Genomic DNA, 20774 nt, shown 5'->3' on the forward strand with positions numbered 1-20774 from the left:
GAAGTGAAATGAACGGAATGATGAATGGAAACGGAATGGGCAGCGGCTTTTTTGGTTTTGGTTTCATTGGTCTCACAATATTGGTGGCGATTATCTTCATTGTTATATGGATGATGAGACCAAATAACAAAGATACATCCTCTCAAACGGACTCACTTGAAGCGTTGAAGAAACGATTAGCTGACGGTGAAATTTCTGAGGATGAATATGACCGATTAAGAAAGAAAATCGAAAAGTAAAAAAAAGATTAGAGGAGAGGTAAAGATGAACAGGAAGATAATTGGATCCATTCTCATAATTCTGTTATTGGGAATGGGAACATGGATGTATTTCCAATCACCTTTTTCTGACGCTGCGCAGAAAGACTTACCTACGAGTGTCACACAAGGTGAAGAGAGCATCTTAGACTTGGAGAAAGAAGGACCAGGTGATCGGCCTGTAAAAAAATTTGAGCTGACTGCTAAGCAGGTGGATTGGTCAATCAATGAAAATAAATCCGTGCAAGCATGGACATATAATGGAAAGGTACCAGGAGAGCCCATTCGCGTGACGGAAGGAGATTATGTTAAGGTAAATCTGAAAAATGAATTGGAAGTTCCTGTCACGATCCATTGGCATGGTGTGATTTTACCTAATCAGATGGACGGTGTGCCAGGTCTGACTCAAGATGCCGTCCAACCTGGTGAGACATTTACTTACGAGTTTGTAGCTGATGACGCAGGGACATATTGGTATCATTCTCACCAGCACAGTTCAAAACAGGTGGATAAAGGGTTATATGGAGCTTTTGTGGTTGAGGAAAAGGAACGAACCATCGAAATAGATCAAACTTTTATGTTGGATGAATGGGCCGTAAATCAGGAAAAGCAGAGCCTCTCCAATATGGGGGGTATGATGATGGGGTCTATGTCAGGAGACGGAGAAGCTGATACGAAACAGATGTATGATACATTAACGGTCAACGGCAAATCTGGGGCTGCTATTCGACCATTGGAGTTAGAGGCAGGAGATACGGCACGCTTGCGTTTCATTAATGCAGGTTATCAACAACATCGTATCATTTTTCCGGAGGGTTCAATGAAAGTTATAGCTACAGATGGAGAAGCTGTGTTAGAACAAAAGGAATCACTTAACACGCTTGAAATCGCCCCCGGGGAACGAATTGACGTAGCTTATACAAAACAAGGGGAAGGGGCAGAAGTGATCGGGGAAGATCCTCAATTGCAGAATGCTGAACAAATGAAAATTCCAGTCGTGACTGAGACGACCGAAGAAGCGAGTAATTTAAATGTTTCTGCTACTACATCAACCGGAAGTGGATTGACAAATGGTAGCGAAGAACTCTTATTCAATGAGGTCAAGGAAGAGGATGTATCTTACCGAATGGACCTCGGCATGGGGATGAATATGGGAGAGGGAGTGGTTTTTCAAATCAACGAAGAAGTATTTCCGAATACTCCTCCTATCAACGTACGTGAAGGAGACATTGTAAAAGTTGAGATTACGAATTCAGGTAGGTTAAATCACCCTATGCATCTGCATGGACATCATTTTCAAATTCAATCAAAAAATGGGCAGGCAATCGACCAGCCTATTGTAAAAGATTTAGTACACGTTAAACCTGGAGAGACCTATACCATCTATTTTAAAGCTGATAATCAAGGGCAGTGGCTTTTTCATTGTCATGACAACAATCATGCTGAGCGTGGTATGGTGACGATCGTTGACTATGAAGGGGTGTATTCACCTTTCGAATTGGGAGGGAAAAGCAACAATAACCCTTGATGTTGGAGCAGAACCGATACTAAGGTAATAGCATCGGTTCTGCTACTTTTATGACAAAGTGGTTTTCTTCACAATTTCTCGATATTTGTTTGAGAAGGTGAGACGAGATTTTCTTAAGGAGTGTATAACATGAAAGCGAAATTCATAACATCATTGGCACTGGCTTCTATCATCACTGTTGCAGGGTGCAGTCAAGAGGAAAGCGGTCAACAAGAGAGTGAGCAACAAGGCGGTTCAGACGTGTCGTTACAAGAAGTGACAGAATCCTTTGACGGAACTCTACAACATGTACATGGTATGGGTATTTGGATGAGGAAAGTATTGCGTATGCTTCACATTCAGGGATCAAGATTTATAAAGACGGGAATTGGCTTTCATCCAAGTATCATCAAAATGACTATATGGGCTTTACGGTTGTAGAGGACGGATTCTACACATCAGGGCACCCTGGTGAACAAAGCGATTTACCTAACCCTATTGGAATTCAAAAAGGTGAGGTGACCCAAGAAGACTTAGCTTCCCTCGCATTTGAAGGGGAAAGTGATTTTCATGCTATGGGAGTCGGAGCAAGAAATCACGTCATATACGTTTTGAATCAACGACCGAATTCAGAGATGGAGCAGGGATTGTATAAAAGTACAGATGATGGGGAGACCTGGGAAGAAATAGCGGCAGATGGTTTAGGGGAGAAAATTTTCCAGATTGCCGTACACCCAGATGATGAGAGCCTTGTAGCCGTAGCAGGTGCAACAGGGATCTACTTAAGTGATGATGGTGGAGAGAAGTTTGAAAAGGTGTCAGACCAAGGTCAGGGAAGCGGTCTGTATTTTACTGAAGACAAACTATATTATGGTCTTTATACAGGAGAACCTTCTATGGTTGAATATAACTGGGCTGATCAATCAAATAAAGAACTACCACTCCCAGATTTATCGGAAGATGCAGTGATGTATATTTCTAAGCATGGCACCAATGAGGAAGAATACGCCATCTTCACAATCAAAGGAAGCAGTTATTTGACAGAGGATTCAGGTGGTTCATGGGAGCTAATTCTCGATCAGGGACAAACGAAATAATATGAATGACATCGCTTGGAAAGAAAGGTAAATCATTTTGGGAAATCGAAAGAAGAAGCGATTGGTGATGAGAACACTGCTTTTAGGTATCTTTGTTGTCGTGATTGGCTTTGTATTATACCAGGGTTTCACTAGAGATTCCGAGGTTGTAAAAGCGGGGGATAAGGCCCTTGAATTCACATTGAAAACATTATCTGGTGAAACCGTCCAACTCATTGATTACAGAGGACAAGGAGTATTTCTTAACTTTTGGGCAACGTATTGCAAGCCTTGTGAGGAGGAGATGCCTTATATTGAGAGTCAGTATCAGAAATTTAAAGATAAAGGTGTAAAAGTTCCAGCCATTGAGGTCAGCGAGAATTCTTTGGCGGTTGCTTCCTTTGTTGAGCGAAAAGGAATGACTTTCCCGGTGCTGTTGGATAAACGCGAGGAGTTACTTGGTGCGTATGGCATTGGTCTGATTCCTGTCACATTTCTAGTGGACGAAAACGGTGAAGTTGTCGATAGGACCACGGCAGGACTAACAGAGTCTCAAATCCGTAATTATATGAAAAAGATCCAGCCGGATAAAGGGAGGGAGCCGAATGGCTGATGTAAACATATTCTTAGCATTCGGTGCAGGTTTCTTATCATTTATCTCTCCATGTTGTCTTCCGTTATACCCAGCATTTCTATCTTATATCACGGGCATGTCTGTGGACGATTTAAAAGAAAGAAAGAAGCTGTTCCAGAAACAACCGCTGATGCATACTCTGTTTTTTCTTATCGGATTCTCCTTGATTTTCATTGCCATCGGTTTTTCGACATCATGGATCGGTGGCTGGTTTATTCGGTATGATGATTTAATACGTCAGCTTGGAGCAGTACTGATTATCTTTTTAGGACTTGTAGTTGTTGGTTTTTATAAGCCGACACTATTCATGAAAGAATATAAAGTGTCGATCAAAAATCGCCCGCCTGGTTACTTGGGCTCAAGTGTCGTAGGAATGGCGTTCGCTGCAGGTTGGACACCTTGCACTGGACCTATACTTGCTTCTGTCATTGCTCTAGGGGTATCTTCCCCCGATGAAGCGGTCATCTATATGATTAGTTATGTGCTTGGTTTTTCTATCCCATTTTTCTTGATGGCTGTATTTATCGGACGGATGAGTTGGATTAAAAGACATAACCGGAAAATCGTTAAAGTAGGGGGATATTCAATGATTGTTATGGGGGTATTTCTTTTCTTTGGATGGATGACTGAATTCACATCGTTCATCACAAGCCAATTTTTCGGAGGGTGGACAGGCTTTTGATCAGCTCCATTCTTTTTTAGAACTGAGGAACAAATATGAGTAAACGAATATCTTTGAAAATAGGTATGCTGTTTTTTATTCTGATGATCATCATCGAGCTTTCCTTATTCTTTGTTTTATATACAAATATTTCTAGTTATCAAATTGAAGAAGTGCTGGATGGGCTTTTAACTCGTGGCGGGAGTCATCGTGACGTATTGGAGAAGAAGTTTGATCAAACTACTTTGACTCATGTAGATTTGATGGAATCCGAAACCGTCACTGATGTCGTTGTTACAGATGAAGATGGGACGGTGCTTTCAAATTCATCATCCACTGATCCATCACAAAGAGAATTGCTGAAAGAATATCCGGTGTCATCTGAACAATCGGGGATGATTATTGAAGATCAGTGGAAAACTTCTCCTTACGTTGCCACGATATCACCTATAATCATAGGAGGAGAGTTGAAAGGGAATGTGTATATGTTCTCGCCCTCTACAATCATTCGCGACCTAACATCCCATCTTACTAAGCAGTTTCTCATTGTAATGTTGCTCACGATCATCCTTACGTTAATTGTTGTGTTTACTCTTTCAAGGTTGGTAACCAAACCATTGGTACGTATGAAAGAGGAGACGGAGAAGTTGAGCCGCGGTGAGACAAACTTGGAGTTGCATGATCATTATAATGATGAGCTCGGAGTTCTAGCACGCTCCATTAACCGGCTAGCTGAAGAATTGGAAAGAATAAAACAAGAGCGAAACGACTTCCTATCGTCGATTGCACATGAACTGCGAACCCCTTTAACGTACTTAAAAGGATACGCAGATATCGCTGCAAGAGAAGAGACGACGCATGCGGAACGAATCAAACACCTCAAAATAATTAAAGAAGAATCAGAAAGCCTATCCGGGATGGTTCAACACCTATTTCAATTAGCCAAAATGGATGAGAACACGTTCAATATCCAGCCAAGGGTTTGTGATGTGCGACTTTTGCTCGAGCAGTTGAAAGAGAAAATGTACCCATTGATATCCTCTTATAGTGGTAGGGTGAATGTGGAATGTCCTGAAGAACTAACCGTGTACGCAGATCCGACTCGTTTTACTCAAGTGATGGTGATCCTTGTAGATAATGCTCTTAGGTATAGTGGTTTGAGTCCAAGTGTTTCCATACACGCGGAACCTTCAAATTCTCAAGTCATCCTTAAAATAAAAGACGAAGGCCCAGGAGTGCCAGAAGAATCAATTCCTTATCTTTTTGATCGCCTCTATCGGACAGATAAGTCTAGGTCGAGAAACTCAGGAGGCAGCGGACTCGGGCTTGCTATTGCAAAGGAAATAATAGAAATGCATGGTGGAGAAATCGAGGCATATAACCAATCAGGATTGACTATTCAAATCTTGTGGCCAAGGGATGGTAGCTTATGACAAAGATTTTGCTTGTAGATGATGAACAAAGAATGCTTTACCTAATCTCTTTATACTTAACACCTCATGGTTTTATATGTGATCAAGCTCTAGGAGGCTATCAGGCTATGGACCTTTTGAAGCAATCCTTTTTTGACCTGATCCTTTTAGATATCATGATGAAAGATATGGATGGCTTTGAAACGTGCAAAAGAATGAGGGAGATTACCGAAACGCCCATCATCATGCTTACCGCGAAAGACCAAAAACAGGATATTCTCAAAGGGCTTAAAATAGGCGCAGACGACTACGTTTCAAAACCGTTCGATGAGGAAATTTTACTCGCACGCATGGAAGCCCTATTACGCAGAGGGACGAACAGGCGGAGTATAGAGGTGAATGGACTAACATGGAATCAAGAGTCCCATCAACTTCATTATGGCAAAACGGAAATTCAATTGACGCCAAAGGAATTTAAACTCTTAGGTCTACTCTTGAAACGACCAAATCAGGTCTATGAGAGGGAAGATTTGTTGGAACTAGTCTGGGGATTTGATTCTGAAACAGAGGGGAGAACGATTGATTCCCACGTCAGGAATGTAAGGGAGAAAATACGTAAGAAAGGTTTTCCTATCGATTCCCACTTGAAAACAATTTGGGGAGTTGGATATAAATGGGGGGAGTAAATCCTTACAAATATGTTTAATTATGTAGTATTCAGGTTACCTTATCTGTGAGACATAAATGATGAAGGAGGAGAAAAAATACATGTCACATGAACAGTATCAATCTGCTATACAATCATTACATGAGTGTATGGAAGCATGTAACCATTGCTATGATGCATGCTTAAAAGAAGAAGACGTAAGCATGATGGCTCAATGTATCCGTCTGGACAGAGAATGTGCCGATATTTGTGCTTATCTTGAGCAATCTTTGGTAAGAGGTACTCCATTCGCTGCGGAGCTTGCACAAGTGTGTGCTAAGATTTGCGAAGCTTGCGGAAACGAATGTAAGAAACATGATCATGACCACTGCCAGAAATGTGCTGAGGCATGCTTTAAGTGTGCAGATGCATGTAAAAGCATTGCGTAATTTATACATCAATGGATAGTGAATAAAAGCGGACCATCTTAAAGGTGGTCCGCTTTTCAGGCTGTTGAAGAAGTTAGTGGAAGGGTTCTGTTTGATTATAAGAATAACGTGGGATGGAAAACGGCTCGCTTTCCTGCGGGGGAACCGGCAAGCCTCCTCGTTCGTTGACACTCCCTGTGGGGTCTCGCCAAGGTCCTTCTCCCGCGGGAGTCTCCCCGTTTTCCATCCCACTAAGCTATAAATAGTCGGAACAGAACCTCGCCAAGCATGAGGCTCTCATCAATAGAGCTCCACATTGTAGTTAAATATCTAGAGGTTCCCACTTCCTAATGTAAGGTGGCGTGGAAACGGCGACACTCCTGCAGGATTCTGAGGCTTGGGTGAGATCCCGCAGGTCGCGTAGCTCTGAAAAGCGGACCATCTCAAAGATGGTCCGCTTTTATTCTTAATGGTCCATTCCATCATTATGCAGGAATACAGGTTCATGAATAAGCGAACTTCCCCCAACTAAGATTGCTGAAATGATCAAGAAGACGATGAAAGGCTTTAGAACCCATGCTTTAGAAATGGGGCGGTCAGATTCAACGAAAATTGGATATAAAATGATGGAGCTGACCAATAGGAGGGCAAAGATATTGGTCAAAGCAATGAGCTGGGAAATGTGGACCATCGAACCGACCATTGCCCCCATCATTCCTCCCATTAGTCCTGACATAAGCCCTCCTAGTATGTAGGTAATCCCTAGATTCCAGCAGAACAACATAGCGCAAGAAGCACCTATCACCATTCCTAATATAGTCAGAGTGAAAAAGTCCCCACTTATAACCATGGTGAGTACTACACCTACCAAGAGACCTATACTATTACCTGAGTACATAGAAATCATCATTTTTTGACTATGGAGCAATTTTGATTTCCATTTTTTTGATATGATCGCTGAACTTATGATGGACCCCATAATCAATACACAAACGTACATTTGTAATAGGCTCATGATGACACTCCCTCTAAAAACTTGTTTACCTATTCTATGCACCGAACTGGGGAGAAATTATATCAAGTGACGGCTTCTTCCATTAGGAGAGTTTTTCTCTGATCAAAGGAAGAGTCATACACCGTATTCCACCGCCACCTTTTTCAAGTTCATCAACTTCCACTTCGATCACCTTATGTTTACGTAATTTTTTGTGATGCTTTAATTGTTTGTTCATTTTTGAACTGACTAAGAGTGTTTCAGGGTCTAGATTAAGAAAATTGATGTCAGGAAGCGTCCGTTTGACTTCGTTCGTCCAGACCGGTTCTATTCCGTGCCTTCTTAAGAAATCGCCAAGCATGAGGTACATGCCTCCTTTTTGTGTCAGCAAGCGGACAGGGAAATACCGCATAAAACTTTTGGCGAGGAAATGATGGCCGCCTATCATGTTCGCGTTCATGTCGAGGTGCATCGTATCCGCTCTTCTAGGGAGGTCGATTGCAACGACCTCTGAAAAACCAGCTGCAAACATTTTATTCCTCACTGCTTCCACACTTTCCATACTGCTTCGCATTCCGGTATTGATAAGTACAGCGTCTTTGTTGAGTACATAGACATCCCCGAATTCTAACGCTTTCCATTTTTCGTTTTTAACGATTTCAAATTGATCCGAAGAAAACCATTGTTCGAACAATTGATGGGAAAGGATATATTCGGGTTGTCTCATGGAAGTGGCCGCTTCACCTGGAATCACGGTCGTTCCGCATACCCCAGCCAAGTCTCTTGTGAACAGACGGTTGACGAGTTGGTTGTGAAAAGGGGTGTCCTGGTTGGCTATATGTTTAGAATAGTCGATGACCATGGCTCCAGCATCTTCTAATGCTTTGACCATGGCGGCATGCTGGTGGGCAGCTTTTTGATAGTCAAACGGTTTTTCCCATTGAATGTCGACGGCCGTTTGCTGGTCAGGGATATCAAGGGGTGCGGGTGAACAGACAATCACAGCTTGTAACGGTTCGTGTTCGCTAAAACAACTAGGATGCAATTTCATACGTCTCATCTCCCTTATTTGGTCTATGTTTACTATTTCCTCGTAAACGGCGGTCATACTTGTTCCCTCACATATTCTGCTTACATCTACCTCACACTACACGTAAAGGAGAGGTGGAGATGAGTAAACGAGGACTTTCGTGGTGGAAGTTATCCTTAATCGGAGTCGGTTGTATCATTGGGACTGGGTATTTTCTAGGTTCAAGTCTAGCCATTCAACAAGCAGGGGCGTCTGTCCTGATCGCTTATTTAACAGCTGGAATCGTCACATGGCTTGTCTATCAAGCGTTGGCGAAAATGACGGCTGATCATATGGAGAAAGGATCTTTTCGCACCTATGCCAAACAAGCTTTTGGGTCATGGGCAGGGTTCAGTAACGGCTGGGTGTATTGGACAGCGGAATTGTTGATTATGGGGAGTCAATTGACGGCCCTTGCCATTTTTGCTCGATTTTGGTTCCCTTATGCCCCCGTTTGGTTATGTGCGGCCTTCTTTTCTGTTATCGGATTGTTTGTTTTATATCTAGGTGTTAAAAAGATCGAGGACTTGGAAAATATCTTTGGATTGATGAAAGCGGCGGCTATCGTCATGTTTGTCCTGATTGGAGGAGCAGCCATGCTTGGCTTGTTGCACAATGAGGGAGCAGACGTACAAACTCAGACACTGGAGCTATTTCCGGAGGGAGGAACAGGGCTTTGGATCGCTCTGCTCTATGCGTTCTATGCATTTGGAGGAGTGGAAGTGATGGGGTTGATGGCTTCGGAGTTGAAGGATCCGAATGAAGCCGAGAAATCCGGTCGTCTCATGCTCTTCTTACTGACCATTCTGTATGTAGCTTCCTTTTTTCTGGTTGTCCGTTTAGCGCCGCTTCAAGATATTGATACAGAAGAAAGTCCGTTCATCACGGCATTGAAACCACTCGAGTGGGATTGGGTGTCTCATGTATTCAACGGCATCTTGATCATTGCGGGTTTTTCGACGATGGTCGCCTCCTTGTATGCTGTCACAACGATGGTGACAGCTTTAGCAGAAGAAGGAGACGCTCCTTCCTTATTTGCGAAGAAAGGAGAAGAACATACGCCTCTTCCGGCTTTTATCCTGACAACGGTGATGGTGGTGATTTCCGTAGTGTTTGCTCTGTTGCTGCCAAATAACATCTTTGCCTATATCACGACAGCAGCCGGTCTGATGCTGTTGTATAATTGGATCTTCATCTTATTTTCGTACCGGTCGATGATGAAGCCTAAAGGATTGGCTTTGGTGAAAGTCGTGGTGGCAGCGGCGATCATTGCAGTGGCTATTGTCGGAACCTTATTTGATGGCACTAGTCGAACAGGATTATGGGTCAGTTTTGTTTTCCTTATCTTGATTACTGTAGCAACTTGGATCAAGCAGTGCAGGAATTAAGCATTTTGGTTTCGCTGCATCATCGCCTTGAACGGGCATTTGGAAGGTATTGTGTCGTCATCTTGAAGAAAGTATTGTTGCCATTCCAAGTTATCTTTCTGCCCATACCATTTTAACGCAGGGTGTGCGGGTCTTTCGTCATACTCCTCCAGACGCTTTCTGATGGCGGCTTTTAACTTTCGACCATAGGACGTTCCATCGTGAATATCATGGAAAACCCATCTAGGTTGCATAGCGATAAGGAAGTGGGGGGAATGACGGCTTTTCCTCTCTGAATGAGCCGGAGTGGCACAAAAGGCGAAATACGGTTCCCCATCGAAACAAAATTCCCATGAAGGATCTTCAGGGCATGTGGAAATATCATCTGGCCAGGGCTCTTCATCTAGTTCGTGGACACGGGAAAGGAGCGTCCAGAAGATTTCTTGATACGACGAAATAGAGGTTGCTCTTTCTATATCCTGTGTATCGAAAAAGACCACAATAGACGCATAGCGGCCAGTGTCTCTAGAGATTTTTCCGTATGCTTTGAGTAATGATGCTAATTGCTCGGCAGTTTTGTAGCTTTTAGGATTTCCTGCAAAACCATAGCGTAGTGAATCTTCCAGGAATCCTTGGATACCTGGAACACAAGGATACGGATGTTTACGATCCAGCATCATCTGTTTGAAATAGTCGAAAGCCGATTGCTCCCAAGGTTCAAGTGATGACGCTTGTTGTTCAATCGAAGACTTTGTAAGTAAATGCATGACTCTCCCTCCTAAGGCTGAACACACCTTATCGTATGAAAGAGAGAGCTATAGGTGTTTGTCTATGCAAAAAGGATATGGAATGCTTGAAACCCGAAATAAAGACCGAAGATGACTAGCACGATTCCCGAGACAATCGAAATCGCTTGAAGCATGCGAGGTTGAATCCATCGTCTAGCACCCGAGGCTAAGCTTGCCATGCATACATCCCACACTAAGATTCCGATAAAGATTCCCCCGCTGTATAGTAGCAGCTGCTCCCCAGCGTAGCTTTTAGACGTTTGAGCGAGCATTGCCCCATAAATGCCTAACCAGAATAAGATGCTCAGCGGGTTTGATATCGCAAGGAAGAACCCCGTAAGCATTGATTTTCGCTTCTTCTCTTGTACGGACCTTTCGTGAGGTGTTTCGGATACGCGGGAGGAATGGATCATACTTTCAACCCCTGTGTAACAGAGGATGAAGAAACCGAACGACCATAGAAATGTCTGGACCAAAGGTGTATCGACCCATTGAGATAGTCCGAAATAAATCATCAGCATAAAGACAGCATCGGCAAGCATGGCTCCTACCCCGAGCAACCACGCGTGCATGAAACCGAAGCGGATACCTTTATCAATCTGTGCTGCGTTGATCGGCCCCATCGGTGCAGATAACGATACGCCTAATACAATATAACTTAAGAAAATGCCCATAGCAGTTCTCCCACCTTTTTTCCATACTTGATACTACTATATCAATAGAGGGACAAGCTTATGAAAAAAAAACAGAGGATGACACGTTGCGTCGTGTCATCCTCTGTTTTTTGTTTGAATGTTCGTGTTAGTGCGTTTGATTTCCCTGCCCAGGAGTTTGTGTATAGCTTTTTAACATAGCCGTCATATCCTGTTGATTCAATTGAGGAACTTGATAATACCCGTGCTTGTTTTGATAAAGGAAGGTTTCATAACTCATCTCAATAAAGTTCGGTACGCTATCTGCGATGACCCGACGAAGCACCGGGTTTGTCATTTCTAGAGCCGTCATAGCCATGAGGCTGGCAAGTGACTTGGTTTGACTAAGCATGTAGGCTGATAGCCCCTGGTCGGAAAGGTCCTGAACGGATTGGTTCGGCTTTTTAGGCTGGCCGGGCTTGACCCCATAAACGGCATCGTTATTTTGGTTCATTTTATACTGTTGCGTCGGTACTTGAGGGTCTTGACCTGTAGAAAAGCTGTGCACGATCGTATTGTACGTTTGCTGCACGAAATTGGATTGACGTGTGAGGATGTCTTTCAGCTCTGGGTCTTGAATGTGCTGATCGTACATTTGGTATTGGTCCAAAAGACTGATCATTCCTGCAATGACTTCATGAGCATCAAATAACTCATGGCCCCCATGATTCATGTTCATCATCGTTTGTCCTTGTTGAGTGCCTTGCTGCTTTTGATTTTGCATAAGAAAACCTCCTGTAAAGTGATTCTTATTCAGGTTTCCCATTACCGCGAATCTCATGTATGGGTGGAAAAAGGTCTAATTTTGACAGAGCTCCCACAAAAGTGTCCATTCGTGTTAAGCTGATAGGTATATGATGAAATATTCAAATAATTCAAGTGTTATGGAGGTACTTCTATTGAGGATATTAGGTTATCAGCACCTTTCACATCCGGAAGGGACAAAGTTGGATTGCTCAGGGAGCGGATCGAACAGAAGGAGTGGACAAGTCATGGGGCTTCATGTGCTCGTTGATGACGCAGATGAATTTGCTAAGATGGCAAAATCGAATGGTGCGGAACTCACGGGACCATTCGTGAAAGAGGACAAACGCATTTACACGCTTCATGCCCCTGAAAGGCTTCCTGTAACAATCGAGTCACGAAATTGATACCTTTTATACATAGACAGTACCTCCACTCATGATAAAATGAGGAAAAGAGGATTGAAAAGGGAGATAGAGAAATGAGAACTTGGGGAAGAAAGTTATTTGTCGTACTCATATCTGCACTAACCTTAGGATTGTATATCCCGCCTACCTATGCCGCTACGGATACGGCAGAGAATAAAGAAGTTGCTCCACAAGACGAAACGAGTGGCAGAACCGTTATTGAAGATCCGCCATCACATGATTTAGAACAAGAAGCCAGTGAGGATCTTCCTCTTAATGCAGATGATTATGTAAAGAAGATGAAAGAGCAAGCGAAAGAGCAGACGATTACGAAAATGGGGCCACGTATCATTGAAAAAGTGGACGGGGACATGACAGAAGAGATTTTACCGAAAATCGAGGAAATTGTCGCTTCCATTTTAGGTGAGGTCACTGAAGAGGACTTGCCTTACTATGAAATTACAGAAGAGTTGACACCAGGATATGGTGAGAAAATCTTCACCCTTGTCCATCAGAAAACACAAAAAGAAGTAGCGAGATTTGATGTACGAAGGGACAAGCGTCCTGGAGAGGGCTACTGGTTCAATTTCCATTATCATTTAGAAGATGATAACTTTACGAAACACCATTCCATAGGAGAAATCTATTGGGAGAAAAATACTCCACCGAAGTGGATGTCATAACGACGTTGATCAGGCGACTCTGTTAATTGGAGTCGTCTTTTTTTATTCTTTTTGACTTTGCTCTGTCCCCCAACGGTGCATTTCTTCTAGAAGCGGCAGCAGCGTTCTCCCTTTGTCGGTCATGGAATACTCGACTTTAGGAGGGATTTCATCATACTGCTTGCGTTGAATCAACCCGTCCATTTCCAAATCTTTCAGCTGTTGGCTCAGCACTTTATGTGCGACACCAGGAAGTAAGCGGCGCAGTTCATTATATCGATGGATGCCGTCAACGCCTAAATGCCAAAGAATGACCGTTTTCCACTTTCCGCCCACTTTGTTCAATGTATATTCAATTGAACACTTCAACTTCCCCTGTTCGTCCACATTCGGTTGTTCACTCATATCTATTTCACTCCTTAGTTACTTTCAGGTTAGTTTCTAACATAAAAGTGCATTCTTACGCTCATTATCGTAATGGTATAACATAGAACGCGTCAACACAATTACAATAGGAGGTCTTGCACATGCAACCATACCCTAGAAATTTCTCTCATATTGGATTATCTGTTCCTGATGTAGAACAAGCTCTTAAATTCTATACAGACGTATTTGGCTGGTACACCATTATGGAACCATCCACTATTCAAAATGATGACTCACCGGTCGGGCAAATGTGCCGTGATGTATTTGGTAGTGAGTGGGAAAGTATCCGAATTGCTCACTTATCTACAGGAGATCGAATTGGAATTGAACTATTCGAGTTCTCCCATAACGAAAAGCCCGATAACAATTTCGAATACTGGAAAACAGGGATCTTCCACTTCTGTGTCCAGGACCCTGATATTGAAGGCATCGTCGAAAAAATCAAAGAACATGGCGGTAAACAACGCATGCCGATCCGTGAATATTACCCTGGTGATAAACCTTATAAGATGGTGTACGTCGAAGATCCGTTCGGCAACGTCTTTGAGATTTATACGCATAGCTATGAATTGACTTATTCGAAGGGTGCTTATGAATAAAGGGCAATCTTAAGTGAAGTGCTTTTTCACATTCACAAACCGATTCAAAACGCATTCACATGTGTTTGACGTCTCATAATGGGATATAAGGAGGTAAATGAATGGATGAGGAGGCATCATATGAAGAATGCACTCGTAACAGGAGCCAATCGAGGTCTGGGATTCGAGGCGAGTCGTCAGCTTGCTCAAGCAGGTTTTAAGGTGTGGTTAGGAGCTAGAAATGAAGAAAAGGGAAAGGAAGCGGCATCAACATTGCAAGACGAAGGTCTTGATGTCCATTACATTTTTTGTGATGTAGCTCAACCCGATAAAGTCGGTCACTTGAAAGATCAGATTATAGAAGCGGACGGGAAACTGGACGTGCTTGTGAATAATGCAGGCATCTTCCCTGATAAAAAAGATTCGATTCTTGATGTGGATACGGTCACATTCGAGGATGTTCAGCTCGTCAATTACTTCGGCCCTTATTTCCTTATGCACACGTTTATTCCTGTCATGATTGAAAATGATTACGGTCGTGTCGTAAACTTAGCGGCTGAAATGGGTGTCAACTCTGCAATGGATGCTCCGATGGCAGGGGCCTACAAAGCCTCCAAGTTTGGCTTGAATGCCTTGACTCGTCTATTTGCTGGGTCAACGAGAAGAAAGAACGTGAAGGTGAATTCCGTGAGTCCGGGCTGGGTAAAGACGGACCTTGGAGGAGAGAAAGCGAAAAGAGAACCTGAGGAGGCCATGGAAGGGATTCTTTGGTTGGCTCAATTAGAGGATGATGGGCCTAACGGTAAGTTCTTCAGAGATAAAGAAGAGCTGGAGTTTTAAACACAAGAAAGAGCTGCCGTTATGGCAGCTCTTTTTAGGATGGATCTTCGCCTATGATACGGACTTCGCGTTCTAGTTCCACTCCGAACTTTTCTTTGACCGTCTTTTGAACATGTTCAATCAGAGAAATATAATCCGATGTAGAAGCATCATCCTTGTTTACAATGAACCCAGCGTGCTTTGTCGACACTTCTGCCCCGCCTATATTCTTTCCTTGTAAGTCACTATCTTGAATTAACTTGCCGGCAAAGTATCCAGGTGGTCGCTTGAACACACTCCCGCACGATGGATATTCAAGGGGTTGCTTGGATTCGCGTTTGTACGTTAAATCATCCATCACCGCTTTGATTTCTTCATGAGACCCAGGAGTTAAATGAAAAGTAGCCTCAACAACGATGTCTCCACGGTCTGGAATATTACTTGTACGGTAGTCGAGGTCAAGCTCTGAGGCATCCCTTCTTACTAAGTTTCCGTCCTTATCGACGACATGGGCGTATGCGAGTACGTCTTTAATTTCACCACCGTAAGCACCTGCGTTCATGTACAATGCGCCACCGACGGTTCCAGGGATTCCACAAGCGAATTCTAAACCAGATAGATTTTCACCCAGTGCATACCTTGAAGCATCGATGATACGAGCGCCGCTTTGGGCGACGACGGTATTTCCTTCTGAGGATATCGAATCTAAATGTTTCAAATTGATTACGATTCCGCGAATGCCACCGTCTTTGATAATTAGATTCGATCCATTTCCTAATAACGTGAAAGGAATTCCATCTTCCTTTGCTAACTTCACTACGTTTTGTACTTCTTCAAAGGAAGTGGGCGTAATGAAGAAATCAGCTCTTCCTCCAAGTTTCGTGTACAAGTGGTCTTTTAGCAGCTCATCCACTTTCACGTTTTCCTCTTTGACGAGGTCCATCAGTTTCGTATATATTTTCTTTTTATTCGTCATGAACACCAGTCCTATATTTGTTGTATTTTCAGTAAGTTGTTCATCCATCAAAGGACATTTCCAACTAAGGGTCGTTCGCCATTTTTATAGTTAGTTTATGCTGGTTGTTGAAAAAAGTTTCAGCATCCGATTGTGTTGCACGCTTTTTATTCTATCATATTTTTGGTAAGACAATCGATTCAAATGGAAGGATAACTTCAGCCCAACATGTGAATAGTAAGAGGGTAGGGAGGTGTGTGGTGATGGCAAAGGATGTACTGTGTGAAGTTTCCAATTGTGTGCATAACCTTAATGGGAAAAGTTGCGGTGCAGAAGAGATATTTGTCGTTAGTCACCGTGGCCGTCAAGCGAATACGAGTCAGGAAACAGACTGTAAAACGTTTGAGCCCACCCGATAAAAGTTCCTATACAAGACTTACCCGACTTAAATCGGGTGAGTCTTTTTTTGTAAGCGCTTCAATTAAAAGAATGTTTTATATTTTCTGAAAAATGATTGCCAAGCAGTGATGGAGTTAGTATCATCAGTATAAGCGATTCCTAATTACGGTGAAAGAGGTGGAACTTATGGATGAAACAAAGAAAGATTTGCGCATCAGAAGTAAGGTAATCAGCGAAGGGGTGAACCGGGTTCCCAACCGGTCGATGTTAAGAGCCGTCGGTTTCACGGATGAGGATTTTAAGAAACCCATGATTGGTATAGCAAGTACATGGAGTGAAGTGACTCCTTGTAATGTACATATAGATCGTCTAGCGCGCGAAGCGAAAAACGGTGCTCGCGAAGGTGGAGGCGCACCGATGATTTTCAATACGATTACAGTAGCGGATGGAATAGCGATGGGACATGAAGGGATGAATTTTTCACTGCCCAGCCGAGAGGTGATTGCTGATTCTATTGAAACGGTAACGAACGCGGAGCGATTAGATGGTGTAGTAGCTATAGGTGGTTGTGACAAAACAACACCGGGGTGCTTGATTTCCCTAGGTAGAATGAATCTTCCGGCCGTATATGTATATGGTGGAACGATCCAACCGGGGAAATTGAACGGAGAAGACATTGATATTGTTTCTTCTTTTGAAGCGGTAGGACAGTACCAAGAGGGAAAGATTGATGACGAACAACTTCACAAAGTGGAATGTAGTGCTTGTCCTGGAGCCGGTGCGTGTGGAGGCATGTACACGGCCAATACGATGGCTTCAGCAGTAGAGGCCCTCGGAATGAGTATTCCCGGTTCGTCTTCTACACCCGCGATTGCCGATTACAAAGAAAAAGAATGCCATCAAGCAGGCGAAATGGTGTTGAACTTGCTAGAGCGTGAGATTTATCCAAGAGATATCATGACGAAAGAGGCTTTTGAGAATGCGATTACCGTCGTCATGGCTCTAGGCGGTTCCACCAATGCCTTCCTTCATTTATTGGCCATGGCCCATTCAGCCGGAGTGGACCTTACCTTAGATGATTTCGAGCGCGTTCGGGTAAACGTCCCTCACATTGCGGATATGAAACCGAGCGGGAAATATGTGATGCAGGATTTATATGAGAGTGGTGGGGTACCGGCGGTCATGAAATTGCTCCATGAACACGGATTGCTTCATGGTGATTGCTTGACGGTCACAGGAAAAACAGTGGCTGAAAACCTGGCAGAGGCAGAACCATTGAAAGAAGGACAGAAAGTCATCTTGCCTCTAGAGGAACCTATCAAACCGAGTGGTCCACTTGTGGTACTGAAAGGGAATCTAGCTCCTGATGGTGCCGTAGCAAAAATGTCAGGTCAGAAGATCAGTCGTTTTGAAGGTCCAGCACGGGTTTATGATAGTGAGGCTGAAGCCACAGAAGCGATAGAGGCCGATATGATTAAGGAAGGCGATGTCTTAGTCATCCGAAATGTCGGACCTAAAGGAGGCCCGGGCATGCCTGAAATGTTATCCATCACAGCGATGATTGTTGGACGAGGGTTAGGCGGCAAAGTCGCATTATTGACGGATGGGCGTTTCTCGGGTGGATCACATGGGTTTGTAATTGGTCACGTAGCTCCTGAAGCTGCTGTTGGTGGTCCAATCGGGTTGTTAAAAGAAGGGGATACGATCACGATTGACAGCGATACACAACAAATCAACTTTGAAGTCACAGACGAAGAGCTCGAACATCGTAAACAGCAATGGCAACGACCGGAACAAAGGTATAAAACAGGTGTTCTGGCTAAATATGCTCGACTCGTTTCCTCTTCTGCTAAGGGAGCGGTCACAGATTTGGATTTAGATTAAGTTATGGAGGCCGCTTTATAAAGCGGTCTCTATTTATTATCTTGTTATGTGGTTTTCGTCCATATTTTGTATTTACAACCATCACCAGAGTATGCACAAGACAAATTTGGGTGGGGGGGTGTCTTGTAAGTGATCAGGGAGATTGAAGATTTTCAGAAAGATCAATCAGAATATTTGCGTATGCGCCGTACGTTATGGCCCCATGCAAACGATGAAGAACATATGAAAAATATGATTCACATTTATAAAGAGGAACCATTCTATAAACATGAGCTTACATGGAAGGTTTTGGTTATTGAGAGGACGAACGGTAAACTTGGAGGGTTTATCGAGCTGTCACTATACCCAGAATTACCTTTCGTAGAGTCTTCCCCAGTCGGGTACATAGAGGGGTGGTACGTTGATGAGGATTTAAGAAGTCAGGGGTTAGGAAGTGGACTCGTTTACTTAGGAGAAAAGTGGGCTAAACAAAAGAAGTGCAGACACATGGCTTCTGACGTGGAATCAGATAACGTATTAAGTCAACAAGCCCATCGTTCTTTAGGCTATGCTCAAGCGTATAAGGATGCTTCTGGGCTTTACTGTAAAAAGAGTATATAAAGGGGGGGAGAAATGACTAGGTTAGGAATCATCAGGCATGGAAGTACATTGTGGAATAAAGAGAGAAGAGCTCAAGGCAGTTCGAACATCCCTCTTGACGAGGAGGGAATACAACAGGCGAGAAAATTGGCAGATCGCTTAAAATGTGAGCCTTGGGAAAAGATTTATGTGAGTCCATTAACCCGTGCGAGGCAGACAGCTGAGGTTATAAAAGAGCAGCTTCAAATCCCGCTTCAGGAAGATAGTCGGCTTGAAGAGGTAGGAGGCGGTCAAATTGAAGGGACGACAGAGCAAGAAAGAGTAGATAGATGGGGAGAAGACTGGAGAAGTATGGAGTTGGGCTTAGAGAAAAAGGATGATGTTCTCAATAGAGGGATGTCGTTTCTAGAAGATATCTTGGCTGAACATGAAGGAGGACGTATTTTGATTGTCAGTCACGGAGCCCTAATCAGTCATCTTGTGAAGGAGATGACAAAAGAGGAGTCCGAAGTGCAACATATCAGGAATACTTCTCTAACAGAGGTGATCAGGGAAAAGAAAGGCTGGCATTTCGAAAGATTCAACTGTACCTCACATTTAGATTGATGAGAAAAAAGCGGCTTACAGAGCCGCTTTTGTTAGGTTTGAGGCTTTTCGAAATTCAAGTCCCACGTAATGTCGTAAGCATCTTTAACTTTTGCGAAAGTCGCTCCCCAAAACGTATCTTGTAATTCCATGATGATCTTGCCGTTTTCCTTCAGGCGGTTATAATACCGTTCGATTTCCTCTGGACTTTCCAATTCTAGTGCTAAGGAAATATTCGAGCCTGTTTGAACCTCATGATTCCCGAAGTTGTCGGAAACCATGAATAAGAAGTTTCCATTTTGAAGGCGAGCATGCATGATTCGGTCTTCCATCTCCGGTGGTGTATCAAAATCAGCGTCTCCAAAGGTCTGAAGGTTTGTAATTTCTCCATCGAAGACCTCTTTGTAATAGTCCAGTGCTTCTCTTGCCTGCCCATTGAATGTAAAATAAGGGGTCGCTTGATGCTTCATAAATACACTCCTTCTTGTGAATGATTGTCTACATTCATTGTAAACGAATTCATTTATCAAAACAAGAACATTTGTTCTTGTTTATCTTGATTCAGAAAATGCATCCCTCCACTGGTTGGCTTTTTGGATAGACGGGGTATCCTTTATGATGTCGAGTGGTTTGACGGCATTCCCGATGATGTAATCTTCGAATGACATGTTGACGAAATCGAAAATGTACCCGAATTGCTGAATGAGAGGAAGAGCCGTAATCTTTGGGTCTGCTCCACCAGAAACGATTACATAAGCTTTCTGCTCAGCCAGCTTCTCTTTGAAATCGAAGCGGTCGTCTCGCATATACTGCGACCATCGATCAATGAAAACCTTCATTTGACCTGACATGCCAAACCAATAGACGGGCGTGGCAAAAATAATGATATCGTGAGAAAGGAATACCTCGAGAAGTTTTTCGTAATCATCATTTACCGGGAAGAACCCTTTTTCAGTATGCCTCTCATCTATAATGGGCTCTATGTGATAATCGGTTAAACGAATCTGCGTATGATCAATACCTTCAAGCGATTTCCGCAGCAAATACTCCGTGTTCCCTTCCTTACGCGCGCTTCCTAAAATGGCTAATATTTTCATCATACTCATTCCTTTGGTTTCATTTCCTTTTAGTCTAGCATTGCTTGATGGATTGTAGTTATCTATAATTTTCTATGCATAGTATTGAATATTTCGATGGAGGTTGTC

The 20774-nt window shown here is 43.2% G+C and carries 27 protein-coding genes; 18 read left to right on the forward strand and 9 right to left on the reverse strand.

Translation table 11 applies throughout. The annotated features are described in order from the left end of the window. The first annotated feature begins 8 nt into the window (after positions 1–8). The 9 genes from H0266_RS12265 to H0266_RS12305 all read left to right on the forward strand — a co-directional run bounded on the left by H0266_RS12265 (position 9) and on the right by H0266_RS12305 (position 6642). Entirely contained in the window at positions 9–239 is a 231-nt protein-coding gene (locus H0266_RS12265; RefSeq protein ID WP_181472663.1) for an SHOCT domain-containing protein, read from the forward strand. Positions 240–264: 25 nt separating this feature from the next. Next, entirely contained in the window at positions 265–1785 is a 1521-nt protein-coding gene (locus tag H0266_RS12270; protein ID WP_181472664.1) for a multicopper oxidase family protein, read from the forward strand. A gap of 129 nt (positions 1786–1914) precedes the next feature. Beyond that, on the forward strand, positions 1915–2205 hold the full coding sequence (locus H0266_RS12275) for a hypothetical protein (protein ID WP_181472665.1): 291 nt from the start codon (positions 1915–1917) through the stop codon (positions 2203–2205). Then, complete coding sequence (locus tag H0266_RS12280) at positions 2091–2861, forward strand: F510_1955 family glycosylhydrolase (protein WP_343063272.1); 771 nt, start codon at positions 2091–2093, stop codon at positions 2859–2861. The genes H0266_RS12275 and H0266_RS12280 overlap by 115 nt, the downstream gene beginning before the upstream one ends. Before the next feature lie 37 nt (positions 2862–2898). Continuing rightward, the gene (gene resA, locus H0266_RS12285) at positions 2899–3453 is read left to right on the forward strand and encodes a thiol-disulfide oxidoreductase ResA (RefSeq protein WP_281374310.1); all 555 of its coding nucleotides are present in this window, start codon (positions 2899–2901) and stop codon (positions 3451–3453) included. After that, complete coding sequence (locus H0266_RS12290; protein WP_181472668.1) at positions 3446–4156, forward strand: cytochrome c biogenesis CcdA family protein; 711 nt, start codon at positions 3446–3448, stop codon at positions 4154–4156. Before resA ends, H0266_RS12290 begins: the two co-directional genes overlap by 8 nt. Positions 4157–4191: 35 nt before the next feature. Continuing rightward, positions 4192–5568: a sensor histidine kinase gene (locus H0266_RS12295; protein ID WP_181472669.1), complete on the forward strand. Its 1377-nt coding sequence runs from the start codon at positions 4192–4194 to the stop codon at positions 5566–5568. Next, a complete protein-coding gene (locus H0266_RS12300) occupies positions 5565–6233 on the forward strand; it encodes a response regulator transcription factor (RefSeq protein ID WP_181472670.1) in 669 nt (222 codons plus the stop codon). The genes H0266_RS12295 and H0266_RS12300 overlap by 4 nt, the downstream gene beginning before the upstream one ends. Positions 6234–6315: 82 nt before the next feature. Further along, positions 6316–6642: a four-helix bundle copper-binding protein gene (locus H0266_RS12305; protein WP_181472671.1), complete on the forward strand. Its 327-nt coding sequence runs from the start codon at positions 6316–6318 to the stop codon at positions 6640–6642. A gap of 445 nt (positions 6643–7087) precedes the next feature. Here H0266_RS12305 and H0266_RS12310 read toward each other — a convergent pair whose 3' ends face one another. Together H0266_RS12310 and H0266_RS12315 are read right to left on the reverse strand one after the other, a co-directional pair. Further along, entirely contained in the window at positions 7088–7357 is a 270-nt protein-coding gene (locus H0266_RS12310; RefSeq protein ID WP_181472672.1) for a hypothetical protein, read from the reverse strand. 361 nt (positions 7358–7718) lie between these two features. Further along, a complete protein-coding gene (locus H0266_RS12315) occupies positions 7719–8666 on the reverse strand; it encodes an arginine deiminase family protein (RefSeq protein WP_181472673.1) in 948 nt (315 codons plus the stop codon). Positions 8667–8785: 119 nt separating this feature from the next. Here H0266_RS12315 and H0266_RS12320 point away from each other — a divergent pair, with 119 nt between their 5' ends. After that, a complete protein-coding gene (locus H0266_RS12320) occupies positions 8786–10072 on the forward strand; it encodes an amino acid permease (protein WP_181472674.1) in 1287 nt (428 codons plus the stop codon). Here the strand turns inward: H0266_RS12320 and H0266_RS12325 are convergent. The 3 genes from H0266_RS12325 to H0266_RS12335 all read right to left on the reverse strand — a co-directional run bounded on the left by H0266_RS12325 (position 10069) and on the right by H0266_RS12335 (position 12255). Further along, positions 10069–10818 carry a YqcI/YcgG family protein gene (locus H0266_RS12325; protein WP_181472675.1) on the reverse strand — a complete coding sequence of 250 codons (750 nt, stop codon included), beginning with the start codon at positions 10816–10818 and terminating at the stop codon, positions 10069–10071. The two genes, H0266_RS12320 and H0266_RS12325, sit on opposite strands and share 4 nt — an antisense overlap. Positions 10819–10880: 62 nt before the next feature. Beyond that, the gene (locus H0266_RS12330) at positions 10881–11513 is read right to left on the reverse strand and encodes a LysE family transporter (RefSeq protein ID WP_181472676.1); all 633 of its coding nucleotides are present in this window, start codon (positions 11511–11513) and stop codon (positions 10881–10883) included. A gap of 127 nt (positions 11514–11640) precedes the next feature. Next, positions 11641–12255, reverse strand: a complete 615-nt coding sequence (locus tag H0266_RS12335) for a spore coat protein (protein WP_181472677.1) — start codon at positions 12253–12255, stop codon at positions 11641–11643. 175 nt (positions 12256–12430) lie between these two features. On the opposite strand from H0266_RS12335, the gene H0266_RS12340 reads away from it, so the two are divergent. Both H0266_RS12340 and H0266_RS12345 read left to right on the forward strand, forming a co-directional pair. After that, complete coding sequence (locus H0266_RS12340) at positions 12431–12682, forward strand: hypothetical protein (RefSeq protein ID WP_181472678.1); 252 nt, start codon at positions 12431–12433, stop codon at positions 12680–12682. A gap of 74 nt (positions 12683–12756) precedes the next feature. After that, entirely contained in the window at positions 12757–13365 is a 609-nt protein-coding gene (locus H0266_RS12345) for a YpjP family protein (protein ID WP_181472679.1), read from the forward strand. 42 nt (positions 13366–13407) lie between these two features. On the opposite strand, the gene H0266_RS12350 is transcribed toward H0266_RS12345, so the two are convergent. Beyond that, a complete protein-coding gene (locus H0266_RS12350; protein WP_181472680.1) occupies positions 13408–13749 on the reverse strand; it encodes a winged helix-turn-helix transcriptional regulator in 342 nt (113 codons plus the stop codon). 122 nt (positions 13750–13871) lie between these two features. Here H0266_RS12350 and H0266_RS12355 point away from each other — a divergent pair, with 122 nt between their 5' ends. Both H0266_RS12355 and H0266_RS12360 read left to right on the forward strand, forming a co-directional pair. Further along, entirely contained in the window at positions 13872–14369 is a 498-nt protein-coding gene (locus H0266_RS12355) for a lactoylglutathione lyase family protein (RefSeq protein WP_181472681.1), read from the forward strand. Positions 14370–14489: 120 nt separating this feature from the next. After that, positions 14490–15188 carry an SDR family NAD(P)-dependent oxidoreductase gene (locus H0266_RS12360; protein WP_181472682.1) on the forward strand — a complete coding sequence of 233 codons (699 nt, stop codon included), beginning with the start codon at positions 14490–14492 and terminating at the stop codon, positions 15186–15188. A 34-nt stretch (positions 15189–15222) separates the two neighbouring features. Here the strand turns inward: H0266_RS12360 and murB are convergent, their stop codons facing one another. Then, positions 15223–16143, reverse strand: coding sequence for a UDP-N-acetylmuramate dehydrogenase (gene murB / locus H0266_RS12365; RefSeq protein WP_181472861.1), 921 nt, complete (start codon positions 16141–16143; stop codon positions 15223–15225). 242 nt (positions 16144–16385) lie between these two features. On the opposite strand from murB, the gene H0266_RS12370 reads away from it, so the two are divergent. The 4 genes from H0266_RS12370 (at position 16386) to H0266_RS12385 (ending at position 19590) form a co-directional block, all read left to right on the forward strand. Next, a complete protein-coding gene (locus H0266_RS12370; RefSeq protein ID WP_181472683.1) occupies positions 16386–16541 on the forward strand; it encodes a DUF1540 domain-containing protein in 156 nt (51 codons plus the stop codon). A 166-nt stretch (positions 16542–16707) separates the two neighbouring features. Next, positions 16708–18405, forward strand: a complete 1698-nt coding sequence (ilvD, locus tag H0266_RS12375; RefSeq protein ID WP_181472684.1) for a dihydroxy-acid dehydratase — start codon at positions 16708–16710, stop codon at positions 18403–18405. Between the two features lie 129 nt (positions 18406–18534). After that, positions 18535–19005: a GNAT family N-acetyltransferase gene (locus H0266_RS12380; RefSeq protein ID WP_181472685.1), complete on the forward strand. Its 471-nt coding sequence runs from the start codon at positions 18535–18537 to the stop codon at positions 19003–19005. Between the two features lie 12 nt (positions 19006–19017). After that, positions 19018–19590, forward strand: a complete 573-nt coding sequence (locus H0266_RS12385) for a histidine phosphatase family protein (protein ID WP_181472686.1) — start codon at positions 19018–19020, stop codon at positions 19588–19590. Between the two features lie 32 nt (positions 19591–19622). On the opposite strand, the gene H0266_RS12390 is transcribed toward H0266_RS12385, so the two are convergent. Further along, positions 19623–20039, reverse strand: coding sequence for a VOC family protein (locus H0266_RS12390; protein ID WP_181472687.1), 417 nt, complete (start codon positions 20037–20039; stop codon positions 19623–19625). Positions 20040–20120: 81 nt separating this feature from the next. Beyond that, on the reverse strand, positions 20121–20666 hold the full coding sequence (locus tag H0266_RS12395) for a flavodoxin family protein (RefSeq protein WP_181472862.1): 546 nt from the start codon (positions 20664–20666) through the stop codon (positions 20121–20123). Between the last annotated feature and the right edge of the window lie 108 nt (positions 20667–20774).

This window comes from Halobacillus locisalis, assembly GCF_013694105.1.
GTDB classification, from domain to species: Bacteria; Bacillota; Bacilli; order Bacillales; family Halobacillaceae; genus Halobacillus; species Halobacillus locisalis.